The sequence below is a fragment of the Haloferax sp. Q22 genome (genome assembly GCF_001482285.1).
GTDB lineage: Archaea > Halobacteriota > Halobacteria > Halobacteriales > Haloferacaceae > Haloferax.
The window spans coordinates 57,910-71,530 of record NZ_LOEP01000003.1 but is presented as its reverse complement, the minus strand read 5'-3'; the positions used below and the strand labels follow the sequence as shown (position 1 = coordinate 71,530).

The 13,621-nt window shown below is 51.3% G+C and carries 22 protein-coding genes; 7 read left to right on the top strand and 15 right to left on the bottom strand.

The genetic code is table 11. The features are described from left to right. Positions 1-128 precede the first annotated feature (128 nt). The gene (locus AM590_RS00625; protein ID WP_157575394.1) at positions 129-404 is read left to right on the top strand and encodes a hypothetical protein; all 276 of its coding nucleotides are present in this window, start codon (positions 129-131) and stop codon (positions 402-404) included. A gap of 3 nt (positions 405-407) precedes the next feature. On the opposite strand, the gene AM590_RS00620 is transcribed toward AM590_RS00625, so the two are convergent. Continuing rightward, positions 408-1,424 carry a hypothetical protein gene (locus AM590_RS00620; protein ID WP_058825762.1) on the bottom strand — a complete coding sequence of 339 codons (1,017 nt, stop codon included), beginning with the start codon at positions 1,422-1,424 and terminating at the stop codon, positions 408-410. Positions 1,425-1,566: 142 nt separating this feature from the next. Between AM590_RS00620 and AM590_RS00615 the strand changes: the two genes are divergently transcribed. Both AM590_RS00615 and AM590_RS00610 read left to right on the top strand, forming a co-directional pair. Beyond that, positions 1,567-2,640, top strand: a complete 1,074-nt coding sequence (locus tag AM590_RS00615) for a hypothetical protein (protein ID WP_058825761.1) — start codon at positions 1,567-1,569, stop codon at positions 2,638-2,640. Then, positions 2,637-3,344 carry a BsaWI family type II restriction enzyme gene (locus AM590_RS00610; RefSeq protein ID WP_058825760.1) on the top strand — a complete coding sequence of 236 codons (708 nt, stop codon included), beginning with the start codon at positions 2,637-2,639 and terminating at the stop codon, positions 3,342-3,344. The genes AM590_RS00615 and AM590_RS00610 overlap by 4 nt, the downstream gene beginning before the upstream one ends. Here AM590_RS00610 and AM590_RS19645 read toward each other — a convergent pair. Continuing rightward, the gene (locus tag AM590_RS19645) at positions 3,337-3,969 is read right to left on the bottom strand and encodes a class I SAM-dependent methyltransferase (RefSeq protein ID WP_082677619.1); all 633 of its coding nucleotides are present in this window, start codon (positions 3,967-3,969) and stop codon (positions 3,337-3,339) included. The genes AM590_RS00610 and AM590_RS19645 overlap by 8 nt on opposite strands. Before the next feature lie 2 nt (positions 3,970-3,971). Then, the gene (locus AM590_RS00600) at positions 3,972-5,336 is read right to left on the bottom strand and encodes a DNA cytosine methyltransferase (RefSeq protein WP_058825758.1); all 1,365 of its coding nucleotides are present in this window, start codon (positions 5,334-5,336) and stop codon (positions 3,972-3,974) included. Between the two features lie 116 nt (positions 5,337-5,452). On the opposite strand from AM590_RS00600, the gene AM590_RS00595 reads away from it, so the two are divergent. The 4 genes from AM590_RS00595 to AM590_RS00585 are packed head-to-tail and all read left to right on the top strand — an operon-like array spanning position 5,453 to position 7,211. Next, positions 5,453-5,707: a hypothetical protein gene (locus AM590_RS00595; RefSeq protein ID WP_058825757.1), complete on the top strand. Its 255-nt coding sequence runs from the start codon at positions 5,453-5,455 to the stop codon at positions 5,705-5,707. Further along, positions 5,656-6,498, top strand: coding sequence for a hypothetical protein (locus AM590_RS19640; RefSeq protein WP_216635660.1), 843 nt, complete (start codon positions 5,656-5,658; stop codon positions 6,496-6,498). Before AM590_RS00595 ends, AM590_RS19640 begins: the two co-directional genes overlap by 52 nt. Before the next feature lie 2 nt (positions 6,499-6,500). Then, positions 6,501-6,950: a hypothetical protein gene (locus AM590_RS00590; protein ID WP_058825756.1), complete on the top strand. Its 450-nt coding sequence runs from the start codon at positions 6,501-6,503 to the stop codon at positions 6,948-6,950. Positions 6,951-6,974: 24 nt separating this feature from the next. Then, a complete protein-coding gene (locus AM590_RS00585) occupies positions 6,975-7,211 on the top strand; it encodes a winged helix-turn-helix transcriptional regulator (protein WP_058825755.1) in 237 nt (78 codons plus the stop codon). Positions 7,212-7,216: 5 nt separating this feature from the next. Here the strand turns inward: AM590_RS00585 and AM590_RS00580 are convergent, their stop codons facing one another. The 12 genes from AM590_RS00580 to AM590_RS21415 all read right to left on the bottom strand — a co-directional run bounded on the left by AM590_RS00580 (position 7,217) and on the right by AM590_RS21415 (position 13,496). Further along, positions 7,217-7,585 (bottom strand): hypothetical protein, encoded by a 369-nt coding sequence (locus AM590_RS00580; RefSeq protein WP_058825754.1) that lies wholly within the window; start codon positions 7,583-7,585, stop codon positions 7,217-7,219. Between the two features lie 76 nt (positions 7,586-7,661). Next, positions 7,662-8,582 carry a DUF6884 domain-containing protein gene (locus tag AM590_RS00575; RefSeq protein WP_058825753.1) on the bottom strand — a complete coding sequence of 307 codons (921 nt, stop codon included), beginning with the start codon at positions 8,580-8,582 and terminating at the stop codon, positions 7,662-7,664. 338 nt (positions 8,583-8,920) lie between these two features. Then, positions 8,921-9,124: a hypothetical protein gene (locus tag AM590_RS00570; protein WP_058825752.1), complete on the bottom strand. Its 204-nt coding sequence runs from the start codon at positions 9,122-9,124 to the stop codon at positions 8,921-8,923. A gap of 236 nt (positions 9,125-9,360) precedes the next feature. Further along, the gene (locus AM590_RS00565; RefSeq protein WP_157575393.1) at positions 9,361-9,843 is read right to left on the bottom strand and encodes a hypothetical protein; all 483 of its coding nucleotides are present in this window, start codon (positions 9,841-9,843) and stop codon (positions 9,361-9,363) included. After that, positions 9,840-10,628, bottom strand: a complete 789-nt coding sequence (locus AM590_RS00560) for an N-6 DNA methylase (protein ID WP_058825750.1) — start codon at positions 10,626-10,628, stop codon at positions 9,840-9,842. The genes AM590_RS00565 and AM590_RS00560 overlap by 4 nt, the downstream gene beginning before the upstream one ends. 38 nt (positions 10,629-10,666) lie before the next feature. After that, positions 10,667-11,008 (bottom strand): hypothetical protein, encoded by a 342-nt coding sequence (locus AM590_RS00555; protein WP_058825749.1) that lies wholly within the window; start codon positions 11,006-11,008, stop codon positions 10,667-10,669. After that, the gene (locus tag AM590_RS00550) at positions 11,005-11,280 is read right to left on the bottom strand and encodes a hypothetical protein (protein WP_058825748.1); all 276 of its coding nucleotides are present in this window, start codon (positions 11,278-11,280) and stop codon (positions 11,005-11,007) included. The genes AM590_RS00555 and AM590_RS00550 overlap by 4 nt, the downstream gene beginning before the upstream one ends. A gap of 73 nt (positions 11,281-11,353) precedes the next feature. Then, complete coding sequence (locus tag AM590_RS00545; RefSeq protein ID WP_058825747.1) at positions 11,354-11,641, bottom strand: hypothetical protein; 288 nt, start codon at positions 11,639-11,641, stop codon at positions 11,354-11,356. A 184-nt stretch (positions 11,642-11,825) separates the two neighbouring features. Next, positions 11,826-12,197, bottom strand: a complete 372-nt coding sequence (locus AM590_RS00540; protein WP_058825746.1) for a hypothetical protein — start codon at positions 12,195-12,197, stop codon at positions 11,826-11,828. Then, positions 12,194-12,745 (bottom strand): hypothetical protein, encoded by a 552-nt coding sequence (locus AM590_RS00535; protein WP_058825745.1) that lies wholly within the window; start codon positions 12,743-12,745, stop codon positions 12,194-12,196. Before AM590_RS00535 ends, AM590_RS00540 begins: the two co-directional genes overlap by 4 nt. Further along, positions 12,745-13,236, bottom strand: coding sequence for a hypothetical protein (locus AM590_RS00530; RefSeq protein ID WP_058825744.1), 492 nt, complete (start codon positions 13,234-13,236; stop codon positions 12,745-12,747). Before AM590_RS00530 ends, AM590_RS00535 begins: the two co-directional genes overlap by 1 nt. After that, positions 13,236-13,496: a MarR family winged helix-turn-helix transcriptional regulator gene (locus AM590_RS21415; RefSeq protein ID WP_394329090.1), complete on the bottom strand. Its 261-nt coding sequence runs from the start codon at positions 13,494-13,496 to the stop codon at positions 13,236-13,238. Before AM590_RS21415 ends, AM590_RS00530 begins: the two co-directional genes overlap by 1 nt. Positions 13,497-13,621 lie beyond the last annotated feature (125 nt).

Below are 13,621 nucleotides of genomic sequence, written 5' to 3'. Positions count from 1 at the left end.
CCTCGTCGTCGCAATCACCAACTACGAACGTGGAGACAATCCGGGAAGTACCGTGATCACGGTGTGAGAACTCTTCTATGACACCCTCTACAATATCAATGCCGGGCCAAGAACCGCGTCAGAAATACATGATCAAAGCCGAGCTTGCCGCAGAAGTCGCAGACATGGTAGGCATCGACACCTATGACCCGGAAAGAGAGGCGTATGGACCGGCTGACTTTCGACGAGAAGAAATCGAGCAAATCTACAAGACAGTAACCGGGGAATCTGGGGAGGAGCTGTCTCAACGTGAGATGAACAATGTGATGATGAGAGAACTAGGTACAGATCTTCATTCAAAGTACCCCTTTGACCTTTCGCGGAAAGACCTCAAAGTAATCCACAGAGAGCTTTCTAAAGACTAAAGCCTATATCTGGCCTTGGAAGTTGCCTACAAAGTCCGAGTAGTCGGACAAATCAATGCTGTCAAAGTCTACTGTATCGAACTCTGACTTCGGGATCATGAGAGTTTGAGTTCTTCCCCCGGTCATTCCTGGACCGCCTCCTTGAATCTGCCACGCTGAAGATCGAACCACGTCCGACAGCCGTATTGACTGCCAGTCGACGAACTCGCGGTCAAATACATGAAGTTCCTCCGTTTCCTCTACTTCCCGGACGATGTAGATTGGATCTAGGCCTTTGGTAAGTGCCACTCGCAGCATCACAATTAACCGGCTTACATCCAGTCCGAACAGTTCTGTTGAGTCCTGATACGCTGTTTTCTCCTTGATTTCGTAGGGCGTGATTTCAGAGTCGTTGACCAAGAGACCATCCACGTCAAAATAGGTGCCTGTGAAGCTGTATGTCTCTTTCAGGTGGTGTGAGAAAAAGTGCTCCTTGTAAAACATCTCCTTTAGGACCTCATCGGAGAAGTCCGAGACCGCATCGGTGAACTCGTCTAAGTATTCGCCGTCGTCCTCGGGGCTTCTTCCTCTTGTTCTCCAGGCCCCAGTTTCGTCTTCGATATCTACCTCTTCAAGTTCCGCAGTGTCGAAGTCGTAAGAACGCCATTTCCACTCTAGTTGGTGCTCAAGCGGTGTATCTCCTGACCCTCCTCTGAAACTCTCGAGGCCTGATTGATCGCTTTCCTCTACAGAAGGGAAAATAACGGTTGTACCAGCACTTTCCATTAATCGTGCTGCCTCGATCTGTCCCTGAGATAGCTCGTCTTCTTCTGCCGCGTCCAAAATGAAAGTGTAGATGTTTTCCCAAGGCTGGAACTCGTCGTTCTCCGGCTTTGGCTGAAACAGCATCACCTCTGACACCGGCTCAATCTCAGTTGATTCTAGACGGTTTAGAAAACGGGCCTCCGCGATCATTCCTACTGCCTTCTGCTGCGCCCAGTACGTATGGAGATATTCGAGGTACTCCGACCTGATCGTCATAACTGGCAGAAGAATTTCTCGGGCCGAAAGGACAGGTTACATTATACACACAAAATAGGCACGTAGAGGCGGGTTTTGTGTCTATATCGTATTCAAGATGTAACAGATTCTCATTGCGTTTTACTGAGTCGTTGCCAGATAGATGGCAGATTATTCCGGAGACCCCTCCGAGTTCAAGGTGTACTGGTTTGCCAGAGATCTTGTTGCCTCCAGCTACGGAAGCTATGCTACCAAAGAGACGGCAACGCTCAAGCAGCTATCTTCACAGCTCGGAAGAGAACTTGAAGGGGAAGGACTCCTGAATGAGACAGATCTTGAGACACAGAAACAGCAGATAAGAGACACCATTACTGGTTCCGTCAACAAAACGTATGGCGGCGACATCTCGAAACGCTATCGGCAGACAGAGGACCTTGTCGAAAGGATTCTGCGGCGAATTGAAGAAGAAGATGACGTCCGTGAGTTCCGGATCGCTATTGATGCAGTAGTCCGGACCAGCGAAATTCTAGATACTGCGCCCAGTTTCGGCAAAGCGGAGATCATAGAGATAGTCGATGAAACCCTCCAAACTGAGTCCGGAGCTCTTGACCCGACAAAGGCCTATGATGCCCTGTTCAACGTAGACTTTGAGGGAGAAGCCTACCAGCTGGGAGCACAACGAGAACCACTTATCGACTACGTCCACGAAAAGATCAACGAGCTGCGTGCTGACCCTCACATCGAGAAGAAAGAGGTAGCCAGAATTATCTCAGGAATAGCTCAAGAGTACGAACGTCGTGCAGGACAGAGCCGGGCGTCAACTGCTGGAAACGTGCTTGAGACTGGTCTTCAGCACATCTTCAATCAGTTCCAGATTCCTGCCACTGGCGACCCTGCACACTTCGGTGATCTTGAGATCGACAACATGGTAGACGGGCCAGAAGGAAGCATCGGGTTCTCCTGCAAACGAACCCTCCGCGAACGCTTCCGCCAAAGTCTTTCCCGAGAGGCCGAGATCGGAGTGGATGAAGTCTGGTTCGTCTCCTTACTGATGGCTGACGTCTCCAAGGAGAAGCTTCAGGATATCAGTAATGACGGGAGCAGGATCTACGTTCCCCGTGACTCCTTCGTCTGGAATCGATACAAGGAGGATAGTGATCTGTCCTATACTCTGCGTCCTGCCGACGAGTTCATCTCTGATGTAACCGAGTTTACTGGTGTTTCTGCAGATCTATGAATCAGGACGTGAAATCCCGGATTGAACGGTACACTTACTGGGATATCTTTGAGGAAGACGTCGACCGCAGAAGTGACCGTGAAATCCTCAGAGATATCGAGAGCCTGATGACAAACGTGGTCGACGAGGTTACAGAACGAGCACGAGAGAACGGAAAAGATGTCTCACAGGTCCGGTCCAACGTCGCTGGGAATTACTTCCAAGCACTGGTCTCATACGCTACTGCCGATGTAGCGGCGGAAAACGGGTTAAGACTCCTTCACAGTAAGAAGCTGGAGTCGACAGAGCTAGCGGATGCTGTTCCCATAATCGGCGGAGAAGAGGACACTATTCTATCTCCTGACTCTGACATTGTCTACTACGATCCGGATGGCGGCCCCATCTTCATAATCTCGTGCAAGACAAGCTTCCGGGAAAGAATGGCTCAGAGCGGCATGTGGAAGTTGATGTTTGAAGTTGCTACGCACTCCTGTACTGATCCTGACTGCCCGACCCACAACTATTCTTTCTCAGGAGAGTTTGAACGGGATATCTACATGGGATTCGGCACGGTTGATTTCTACGACGACGTCGAATCCAAAGACATTGTAGAACTGTTCGACTTCGGGTATGCGCCTACAGTGGATGAAGGAACTTCTGGGGTAGCCTATCCTATGGAAAGACTGCTCGATCACATCGAAAATCGGTGGAGCAGCTTTAGATAGCTCCGCCCCACTGTTTCGCCATCGCTTCTGCTACACCGGGGAAGAACCTACTTCTTTCCTTACTTCTTTCTTCGCTGGGAGGCATTCTGTGAACCCGTGCTTCTCTTTTGTCTTCATCCTCGATTACGTCTGTAGCCTCGAGTTTGGGAAGATTCTTCAACCATAGACATATCCCTTTTTTCTCAGGTTCCCCGAACTGCCATGGCTGTATCGTTTGTTTGTCTTCCTCAGGGTAGTCTTCGATTCCAGCTACTTTCTTCCCCCATTTATGCATAACTGGATTCTCTACTGCGATGCGAGGTATTTTATCGCATTTCAATAGCTTCCTGAAGAATACTCCGCCTTCAACCATGTCTTGCCATCTCTCTTCTTTCTCATAGAGCCATCTGACTCCTGAATTGCTCAGATATGTACAAGGGGGGTGTGCGACCATCAAATCAAATTCTTCACCTCTATCCTCTATCAGTTCCAAGACATCGCCCTTGATATGGTGTTCAGGATTCTTCTCCGTTTCTCGCAGGTCACAGCTGACAGCGTCAAAACCCTGATCTCTGAAAGCGTCTCTAACTACTCCAGAAAATTCGCAGGCAACAAGTACTCTACCGCGATTGCTCTCGGACGACATATCTAATTCTCTTGGACCTTCTGCGGTTCTTCTTCCTGAACAGACTGATTGAAGATCTCCGTCCGAATAGCCGTCCCGAGGGCTTGGGCAAGCAGGCAGGGGACAGCGTTACCTACCTGCTTGAAGGCGTGAGTACGGGATACGGGGAACTCGAACGTGTCTTTGAAGGACTGGAGCCGGGCAGCTTCCCGGACTGTGATTGAACGGGCCTCGTTCGGGTGGATGAACATGTGGCCGTCCTTGTAGAGATGAGCGACGATTGTAGTGGAGGGTTCCTTCGGGTTCTGCTTTTTCAGCTTGTCAGGGAAGATGTCTGTCCGGTAAGGCTGGTGCTCTTCTGGGATGTCTCCGATGATGTACGAGGTGCCCTCTCCCAGAAGCTTGTAGAGGGTCAGGTCCCGCATGTTGTGACCACGGCATTCGTGGTTCAGAAGATCTTGATCTTCCCAGTCCTGATCCTCGCTGAGGTTGCGTACCCAGTACTGATACTCTGAAACAGGTCCTAGTTCGTACTCTTCTGCTTTGGTAGGCGGCGTTTCACCTTTCGGAGAGACAGGTGGAAGATCAAGGATTGCATCAGCCACAGTATTCCAGGGCCGTTTGTTCCGCTTGTTCTTACGGAAGGTGGGGAACTCCTCTTCTTCCCTATCGTCGACGAAACCATCGAGGGTGTGCTGGTCCTCTTCAGATCTCTTGGATGGATCCCTCTTGTACTTGATTTTCTTCTCTTCCTCGTTCTTGGGAGGGCGGTGTGTCTCCCACTGTTCCATATCCGGATTTTCAGCGCCGATCCTGTTGCCGATAAAGAATAATCGCTTCCGGTGTTGGGGTACGCCGTAGTCTGCGGCGTCCAGAAGCTGAACTCTGACACTGTAGTTCAGGTCCAGATCCATATCCGCAACCTCTCTTTCGCCACGCATCTGTTCCTTGATGGTGTCGACGACTGGCTTGCCGTCCTCGTTTTCTGCCGAGAGCATTCCCTCGACGTTCTCCATCAAGAAGGCCTTTGGCTGATAGTGGTCGACGAATCGGAGGAACTCTTCGTAGAGGAGGTGTCTTTCGTCGCTCTGGTTGTCACGTCCTTCAAGCGAATTTATCTTGCTGCGGCCGACGAGGGAGAAGGTTGGGCAGGGTGGTCCGCCTGCGACAAGATCCAGTTCTCCTTCTTCCAAGCCCAGGTCCGGCGGTTCTTCCTCTCGGATGTCCCCTACCGTCATTTCGCATTCGTGGTTTGCGTCGTAGGTGGGCTTCGTATTTTCTTCGTGGTCAATGCCCCAAAGAACTTCGAATCCGGCGTCGTGTAGGCCTTGAGACAAGCCGCCGGCCCCGCAGAAGAGGTCGATAGCTGTGAGACGTTCCTCAGTCATCTGTTCAGACGATTGTAGCGGCGGTCGTTTAAAGTTCCTATTCGGTGCATGTATCTATCTTGTGTGTATATTGTGGCCAACTTAAATACTTCGCCTCGACCAATCCTCTATACTGAATGGACGTCGAGAAATATTCGTGGGTGAAAGCCAGCGAGTACCGTGAAAACCTTCTGCTCGCTCTCGAGGACAAACCTCGTACGCCGAAAGAGCTCTCAGAGATGACTGACTACTATCTCAGCCACGTAAGCAATGTTCTCTCCGACCTAGACGACCATGATCTTGCAGAATGCATAACGCCAGATCGGAAGAAGGGGCGTCTATGGCAGGCGACGGAGAAAGGCGAAGATATAATCGAGGACCTGAAAAGGTGACTCAAAGATCATCACTACCGTTTGGCAGGACCGATATCTCCTCAGAGGAACTCGAGCAGCTTATCGACATAGAAGAGGCCAGTACACAGGCAGAAAAGGGAGGGGTAAAGAATGCTGAAGAAAAGGTCGAGGATTTCATTAGCTGCGTCCCAGATCTACTGAAATGGCTTGAACAACGCGGAAGAGAATATCCTTGGAGGGCAACAACTGATCCGTGGAAGGTCTACTTGGCCGAGATCCTGCTTCAACGAACAAGAGGTGATGCCGTCGAGAAAATCTATTCGGACGTAATCAAACAGTTTCCGGATCCAGAGGCACTGTATAAGGCCTCTGATGAGGAAATTAGAGATGTAGTCCACTCTCTGGGCTTCGTAAATCACCGACAGAGGACTCTAAAAGAGGTGGGCAGGATATTCACCGATCAGTACGATGGTGAGGTTCCAGACTCTATTGACGAGCTGAAGAAACCGTGGCGGGTTGGTGATTACTCAGCCCGGGCAACTCAGCTATTCGCAAGAGAGAAACCTATGGCCTTGGTCGACGCGAACTTTGCCAGAGTCATTGGCAGAGTTTTCGACTATGAAATGCCACAGCAACCTCACAAAAGCAAGGAGGTCTATGCCTTTTTAGAAGCACTCACACCTAATGATCCCGATATTGCACGCAGTTTTAATCTGGCAATCCTGGATCTCGGTGCTCTCGTATGTACTCCAGATAACCCGGATTGTGAATCGTGTCCTATTAGCGCTGCCTGTCAATACTATCGGTCAATAAGGATGGAGGGTAACTGAACATGGCATACTTCTGGCTAAATCAGAAAGGCACTGAGGGAAGCAACTACCATGACGAGGTCGGAGAGGTATACCATTACAGAGGTAACACTCCGGGGGCAAACCAGCTTTCCGAAGGGGACAAATTCATCTACTACCGCCCAGGTGACTACGTAATATTCGGAGCTGGAGAAATAGATCATATCGAGCGTGAAGAACGAGATCTTGACTCTGAATCAGGAGTCGCAGTGGACTACTTCGCACACATCACCAACTACCAGTCATTTGACCCGCCGATTAGGCTCAAAGGCGTCAACGAAAGCACCTTGAAAGATGAGATCTCCTTCCTCAAGGATAAACCCGGTCTGACGGGAGTCCCTCAACATAGTATACACCAGATGTCCCAAGAAGACTTTGAGACGATTATCGAAGCAGGAGAGAAGGAAGTCGGGCCAACAGGGGCAAGAGAATAACCCTCTCCGAGAAGATATCGATCTATGGGACAATACGATGTCGCCAAGTTGATTCTCGAATCTGACGGCGGTATGGAAAAGTCACAGCTTGTCCGTCAAATCGATCTGTCGAAAAGCGCTGTCGAAGCAAGTATTAACGATCTCTTGGAAAAAGACTACATAACGAAAACTGAAGACGGATGGTTAATCTGGAATCCAGATGTTCCGGAGGAGAGGATTGAGAGTATCCGTCCACGTTCGCTCAGTGAACTGGATTTCTGAGGCTGTTATTTTTGCACCGGCTCTTCTTTGAGTTCCTCGAGAACTGCCCATTCGAGTCCAGCAGCAAGAGATAGCGCGGAATAGTCGTACCAGAACTCGAAGTCTTGCCCGTCTTCGAGGTACTGCATAATGTGGTCGTTAGCGGCTCCGTTGTAGAACTCGTCAGTGTAGGCCTCTTCCAGTTCTTGGAGCTCTTTGAGAATGTCCCCGGTTGTATGCTTCATTAAGTAGGCTTCATGGGTGAGGCTGTGGACTACATCCTCTACGGACTTCTCCTCGGTTTCTGCTTTCTCCTTTGCGAGCGCAGCGAACTCTTCCACCTTCTCTTCCATCGAGTCCGCTGTCATCACAGGCTCCCATTCCTCGTTGTACATTGCTGATAACCTGTAGAACGGGACTAGATAAAGTAGTTGTGCTGCCCTCAGAACGGAGTGTATGCTACAGTATCAGTCAGAAGCTGCTGAGAGTGCTCTGTCCAGTGTCCCATAGTTCGTAGGGCATCACGGGGTCGTCCTCCTCGATTACTTCGTCAAGGTACTGCTGCTGCTTCCCTATCCCAGAGGTCTGACTGAACGGGTAGCGAATCTCGGGTGGGCTTTCGTTCAGCATGGCTCGCAGGGATCTGCCGTGGTGGTCCTCGGCGTCCAGGTATTTCTTCCCGACTAGGACGTAGACTTCGTCGCTCTCGGTCCAGTCTAGCTTCTCGTCTAAGTTTTTCTCGACGACGTCCAGCCACTCATCTGTGTACACGTCTTCGATTGTGGCATCGTAGTTCCAGATCGAAGTCTCGCTGTGGACCACGCCGAACTTCGCGGATACCACGTACATCTCGTCTCCGAACTCCTCGGCAAAGTTGGCTTTTTTCTCGAAGTAGCTGGAGGTGTACAGCTCTCCGGCAGGGTGCATCCCCGATTCGTCGGTCTTCTTGCTGCCGCAGCCTACCAGGACGTACCTGTTTTCTTGGTCGAAGAAGTCTGAGAAACTGCCTTGGTCTTCGAGGCCGGCGTCCTCGATGCAGGGACGGCATACGGTCAGGTCTTCTACTCCGGAGAGTGAGAACTGAAGGCTGTCACAGTAGTCGCAGATCAGTTCCTCGACGTCCCCGGTTTTTCTGATGGGATCTCGGTCGACTACCCTGACCTTTTCGTCGTATTTCTGCTGGTCGATTTCCCGGGCGATGAAGTCTTCCCTCTTTTCGTGTTCGTTGTCGAGGAGTTCGAAGAAATACTGGTTGAAGTCGAAGACGTCGGGGTGTTCCGAGGTCAAGCTGTAGGCCTGATCCAGGGACTCGGGGACTTTCTCTCCGATATGCTGCTCCCACTTCTCTGCTGCGTTGCTGCGCCACTCCTGTTCTAACTCCGGCCTTGCCACTGCTCATCTCTCACCTCTTCAGCACGAGCTCTGTACATCTCAATTAGAGAAGCAGGAAAACCGAGTCCAATACAGAACAGACCACGGACAGGATCACTTTTCAGAAGAAAGTATACTCCAAGTATCTTCCAGAACGCCCAGTAAACCGCTGCCCAGGCCTGCTCAACCTTCAGCTGCTACCACCTTCTGCAAGTTTCTTCTCTTGGCCGAGGCGGATCATCGATACGGTGTTGACGTAACCACAGCTGCTGCATACCACCTTGACCCAGTCAACGTTAGGCCTACTCACGGGGTTGATGTACAGGTCCTTCCCGCAGTCGGTGCAGTCCGGCCCGAAATCAGTAATAGAGATGCACCTCGTCCGGCCCTGACTCGTTGTACTCGACCGTGGTACTGGCAACGTAACTGTAGTTACCCTGGGTCTGAGAACACTCAAACCGGTACTGATCGGCGTAGGTGTCGTTGGAAACGCTGCTGCAGTCTACGCCGTAGAAAGATTCGACGGCCTGCTTTGACTCGGAGAAGTTGAACTCGTCCGGCATTGCTGAATGTTCGTTAGGGCCAGGCACTGCTGTCCATATAGCGAATGAAATGATGGCAAATACAGCTATCCTCAAACCCACTGGAAACCAGTACAGTGCTTTGTCCAACTTCTCAAGGATGCTGATTTTCAGATCACCTCCTTCTATGGGGATTTTTCGTAGTCGCCTTTTTATAACATGTACCCGAACAGTAGTCCTCTCTGTGGTCGGGAACCGAGTTCCGGCATTTGTTTCTCTTACACTGCACCTTGTTCACCTCCGAAAACACGTCTCCTCCAAGTCCTGAAGGTCTGAATGTTCGCCAGTAATTCGTCGCGTGTAGGCGACCACTCGAACCAGATAGGTCGAAGGCCTCTACTGATGTACAGAGCCGGGATCAGCAGCATAGCTCCAACGTTCCAAAGACTGCCGACGAACGGTGCAACCAAGATAATCAGGTTCCCTACCGTGATCGCCGGGATGAACAAGAGAGCCCACTCCGCAACAACAGGCGTCCACCTGTAAGCCAGGTAGCCAGTAGCCACGATTGTCCCTACAGTAATCCAGGAAACAGCGACGTGACCGAACTCGGGTCCAAGCTGGCCTATCATCGTAAACCCGGCCTCTGCCCTCCAACCATACTTCTCTGCTACGAGGAAGGTGCTCTGGATATCCGCCAATTTCCAGACAAATAGATACGCCAAGTACCTAGCCTTAGACTCTATAACCCACCGCATCACTGGCTACCGCCTCCGTCTGTGAAGTCGGAGAGCGTGGTTTCACGGACCTCCTCGAAGTCGATGTCCGGCGTATCCACCTGGCCTGATTCCTCTGGATCTTGCTGAGACCCTTCCGCGGGATCTTCGTCGAGGTCGTCCCCCGTGGGTTCCTCACTGACTTCCTGGTCGTAAGGGTTCGTCCACTGATCTTCATCCAGTTCCTGGACTGATCCACCGAGGGCACTGCCTTTCGTGGCCCAAACCCTGTGATAGTCCTGAGTCAGGGAATCGCCGTGGACCACGTACCCATCCATGTTGAAGAACGTCAAGTTGAGAGCAGCCATCTTCGCAACAGTACTGTCCTTGTCTACTGCGTAGAACTCGGCATCACCAGCTGGGAGTTGCTTCGCTGCGGAGATCAGGAGTCGTCCGCTTCCCGCCGCCGGATCCATGATACTGTACGGCTCTTCCCTATCCTCGTCGACGTCGTCTTGGCCGATCACCATTTCCGCCTTCATATCGGACAGGTTGTGCGGGGTGAAGTGCTGGCCGAAGTGATCACTGCTGTTCCCCATTTCCTCGTAGACGACACCGAGGACATCGTGGTTAGCGGATTCGGAGGCGTTCAAGAGTTCTCCTAAGGCCTCACTGTACAGCTGTGCCTCTTCTTCACCATACGAGTCCATCACGTCAAGATAGGATTCGTCGTCCCTCTGCAAGGCATACAAGGACAGATCGAGGAAATCTTCGAACACCTGGTGACGGCTGTACCCGCCAACGAACTGGATCTGCTCCAACTTGTCCACGACAGGCTGTGCTGCCTCCTTGTACTCCGCGCCCGATGCTATTCCGCATCACCCTCTCCTTCCGTTTCTGCCGGGATTTCTAAGGTGATGATGAACGGAGTATCGTGTGAGAAGTAGTGATCGTGGTCTCTGATCTGCTCAAATTCATCCAAGAACTCCACTATCTCCTCGATATCTCCTCTTTGAAGCCTGAATGACTCGAACCTGAGCTTCAGAAGATAGTAAGGATCTTCATCGCTGTAACTATTCGAGTAGCTATCGAGCTCCCATTTCGGGTTCCCCAGCCAGCCGTACTTGTCTTCAGAGTCGTTACTGAATTTCAGCTCGTTCACGATCTTGACGGCGGTTTCTAAGGCTTCTTTTGTTAGAACAGGCTTCACAAATCCTCACCTCTGTTCAGCCAGTCTTCCAGATCCTCCGGGCCGTAGTCCGCGATCTCGTCCAAGTAGCCTTGGAGGTCGTCGACGGAGTCGTAAGCGGAGATCGTGAGAGACTCTACCTTCTCATCGTCTTCGTTGAGTACTGCGTACTCTGTGTGTTCTGGATGCGTCCAGTCCACCTTCTCCAACGTCAGATCTCTGTATTCCAGGGATTCGCCGTTCGCCATCATCAAGGCGTTCTCGTAGAGGTCGTCAAGAGAGTCGAGTTCCACTACTGATTCCCACTTGTGTCCTTCTTACTGAGATTTTGAATACCGTCGTAGAAATTCCGTAGTCCGTGTTCTGTCATTCGTATCCTCCTATTTTCTCCTGTTTCTGCATTTCAAGATCCATCAAGTCGTATTTCTCCTGTCCAAGATCTTCCTCCAGGATTTCCCCGTCAACTTCTAAGTAGTACTCTGGGTGTCCCTTAGGGTTGATATCGCTGTCCAGCGCTACCTCTGTTCCGTACTCCTCATGCTCCATCGACAATGATTTGAAACGGCCGTTTGACCAGGGAGAGACCGGAGAATAGTATTCCTCCTCAAGAACATCCCATCCCCGCTTTTCCTTGATATCTTCCAGCGTCGTCACTACCTCGTTTCACCTCTGATTATATCGATAATTTCCATTTCCGCAACGGAGGCTATGAATCCTCCTAACGAGGCCATTAGACTTGGAAATACACCTGAGTTAGGATACTGAACCGTGAGGCTCACACCGAGGACAACCATCAGGATGCCTATGTATTTCGCCAGTACGAGCGCTCCTATTTTAATCAGATATCACCTTCTTGTTCGAGCATTTCTGAGACGGGTTCCAGGCCGTAGTCTTCACGGGCACTGTCCACAGTACTGAGATTGGTGGAAGGCCCTGAACCCAGGAAAACAGCCTTCTTCGCCTCGAACACATCATAGTCACGTTCGATCCCGTAGTCCTCAAGGACGTCTTCAATCAACTCCTCCTGCGTATCCTCGTCGAGGAAGTGTTCAAGGTAGATCGGCGGTCCTTCCTCCGGCTGATCTGCTTCTTCAACCATGTCTTCCAAGGAGTCCAGTTCCACGCCGGGAACCGCCTCCCTGTAGAGGCCGGTCATAATATCCGTATAGGCCTGTTCCCAGGTCTCTCCATAGCGGTCCTCGAGACTCACTGGGAGACACCCTGTTGCAGGAAGTCGATCACGATTTTCAGGAAGGTCTCTGACTGCCCGGTAGCGACGAGGTATACTGCTACTGCAGCTGCCACCGCAAAGATCCTCCAAGGCCTGCGAGGCCAATAGAAGAGGATATCTTGGATTGTCCTGAGATCATTGAAATGCCAGTCGATCAATGCGAACGTCAGGAATGCCAACGCGAGGCCTCTGAACGGCAGAGATGGCGTGACAACGACAAAGGCAATGAATCCGAGGAACATCGCTCCCAACACGTAATTCCCGTACCAGAACAGGAAGTCGTCGACCTGTTGCCCGAAGACAATGGACTTCTTGTACAACGTCTCCAACGTACTTCTGACTCTGTCGCCGTATCTGTCGGCCAGTTTCTCGAAAAGACCGTGTTGGCGAGCTACCGCCGCCATCGCAAGGAGCATCACCAAGGCAAATCCGTAGGCCTGTCCTGCTGTCTCGGTGATTAATGTCGCTGCCCAAGCTCCCATACCCGCCACTGCAAGTCTGTCATCAAGATCATCGTCCTCGGCCACTACTGGCTCTCACCTCCTACTGAGATTTCTTCGAAGCCGAGACTTCTGACCTGATGATAACTGTCCGGAAGCTCGACGACATCACCCACACTCATCGAGCGGATGCCGTGGACATACTCCGGCTCCCCAAACTCTTCCTCAGGACTGTAGCCGTGATTCTGGACGGCGTGGTTAACTGCTTCGTCGCTGCCTTCGATGTAGCTGTCACAACCTTCGCAGTACCGGGCATCAAGAAATTCGTCCCACTCAGTAAATCCGGTGCCCTGGAATCCCTTGTAGATCTCCTCCAAGTCGTCCTCTGAGAAGTCACCCTGCAGTACGGCTACTTCGTCGTACAGTTCGTCAAACTCGCTCTGTGTAAAGGCCTGAGGCGGTTGCTCGTCTTCCTCAAGCTGATCGACGACGTGGGACTTGTGGAAGAGCTCTGAAGCAGGACCATGCCCTTCGTCTTCCAAGTGCCAGCCCAGGTAATGAATCGACGTATCCTCCACTACTGATTCTCACCTCCTGCTTCAAGGAAACCGACCAAGGCCTCAGCTCGTTTCTGGCCTTCATCGGTGAGACTGCAGTTGACTTTTCTCCCGTCTTTTTCTCTTTCTACGAGTCCGTATTCTTCGAATTTGTCCAGTATCCGTACCGTGTGGGAGTAGGTGCAGTCCACCTCTGTTGAGATCTCGCTGGCGTAGCTGGTGCCGCCAGTCAGTGAGATCAGGACTTGGACTGTTTTAGGGTTGAGAAATGCTTCGTCGATTTCGGTTATTGCAGGGGCGCTGTAGCTATCGTGTTTTGAGTACGAGGTATCGATTTCTTATCACCATACCTACGTATTACAAAACATATTTTTTATAACTTGTGCAGAAGCGCATTAATCAAGTA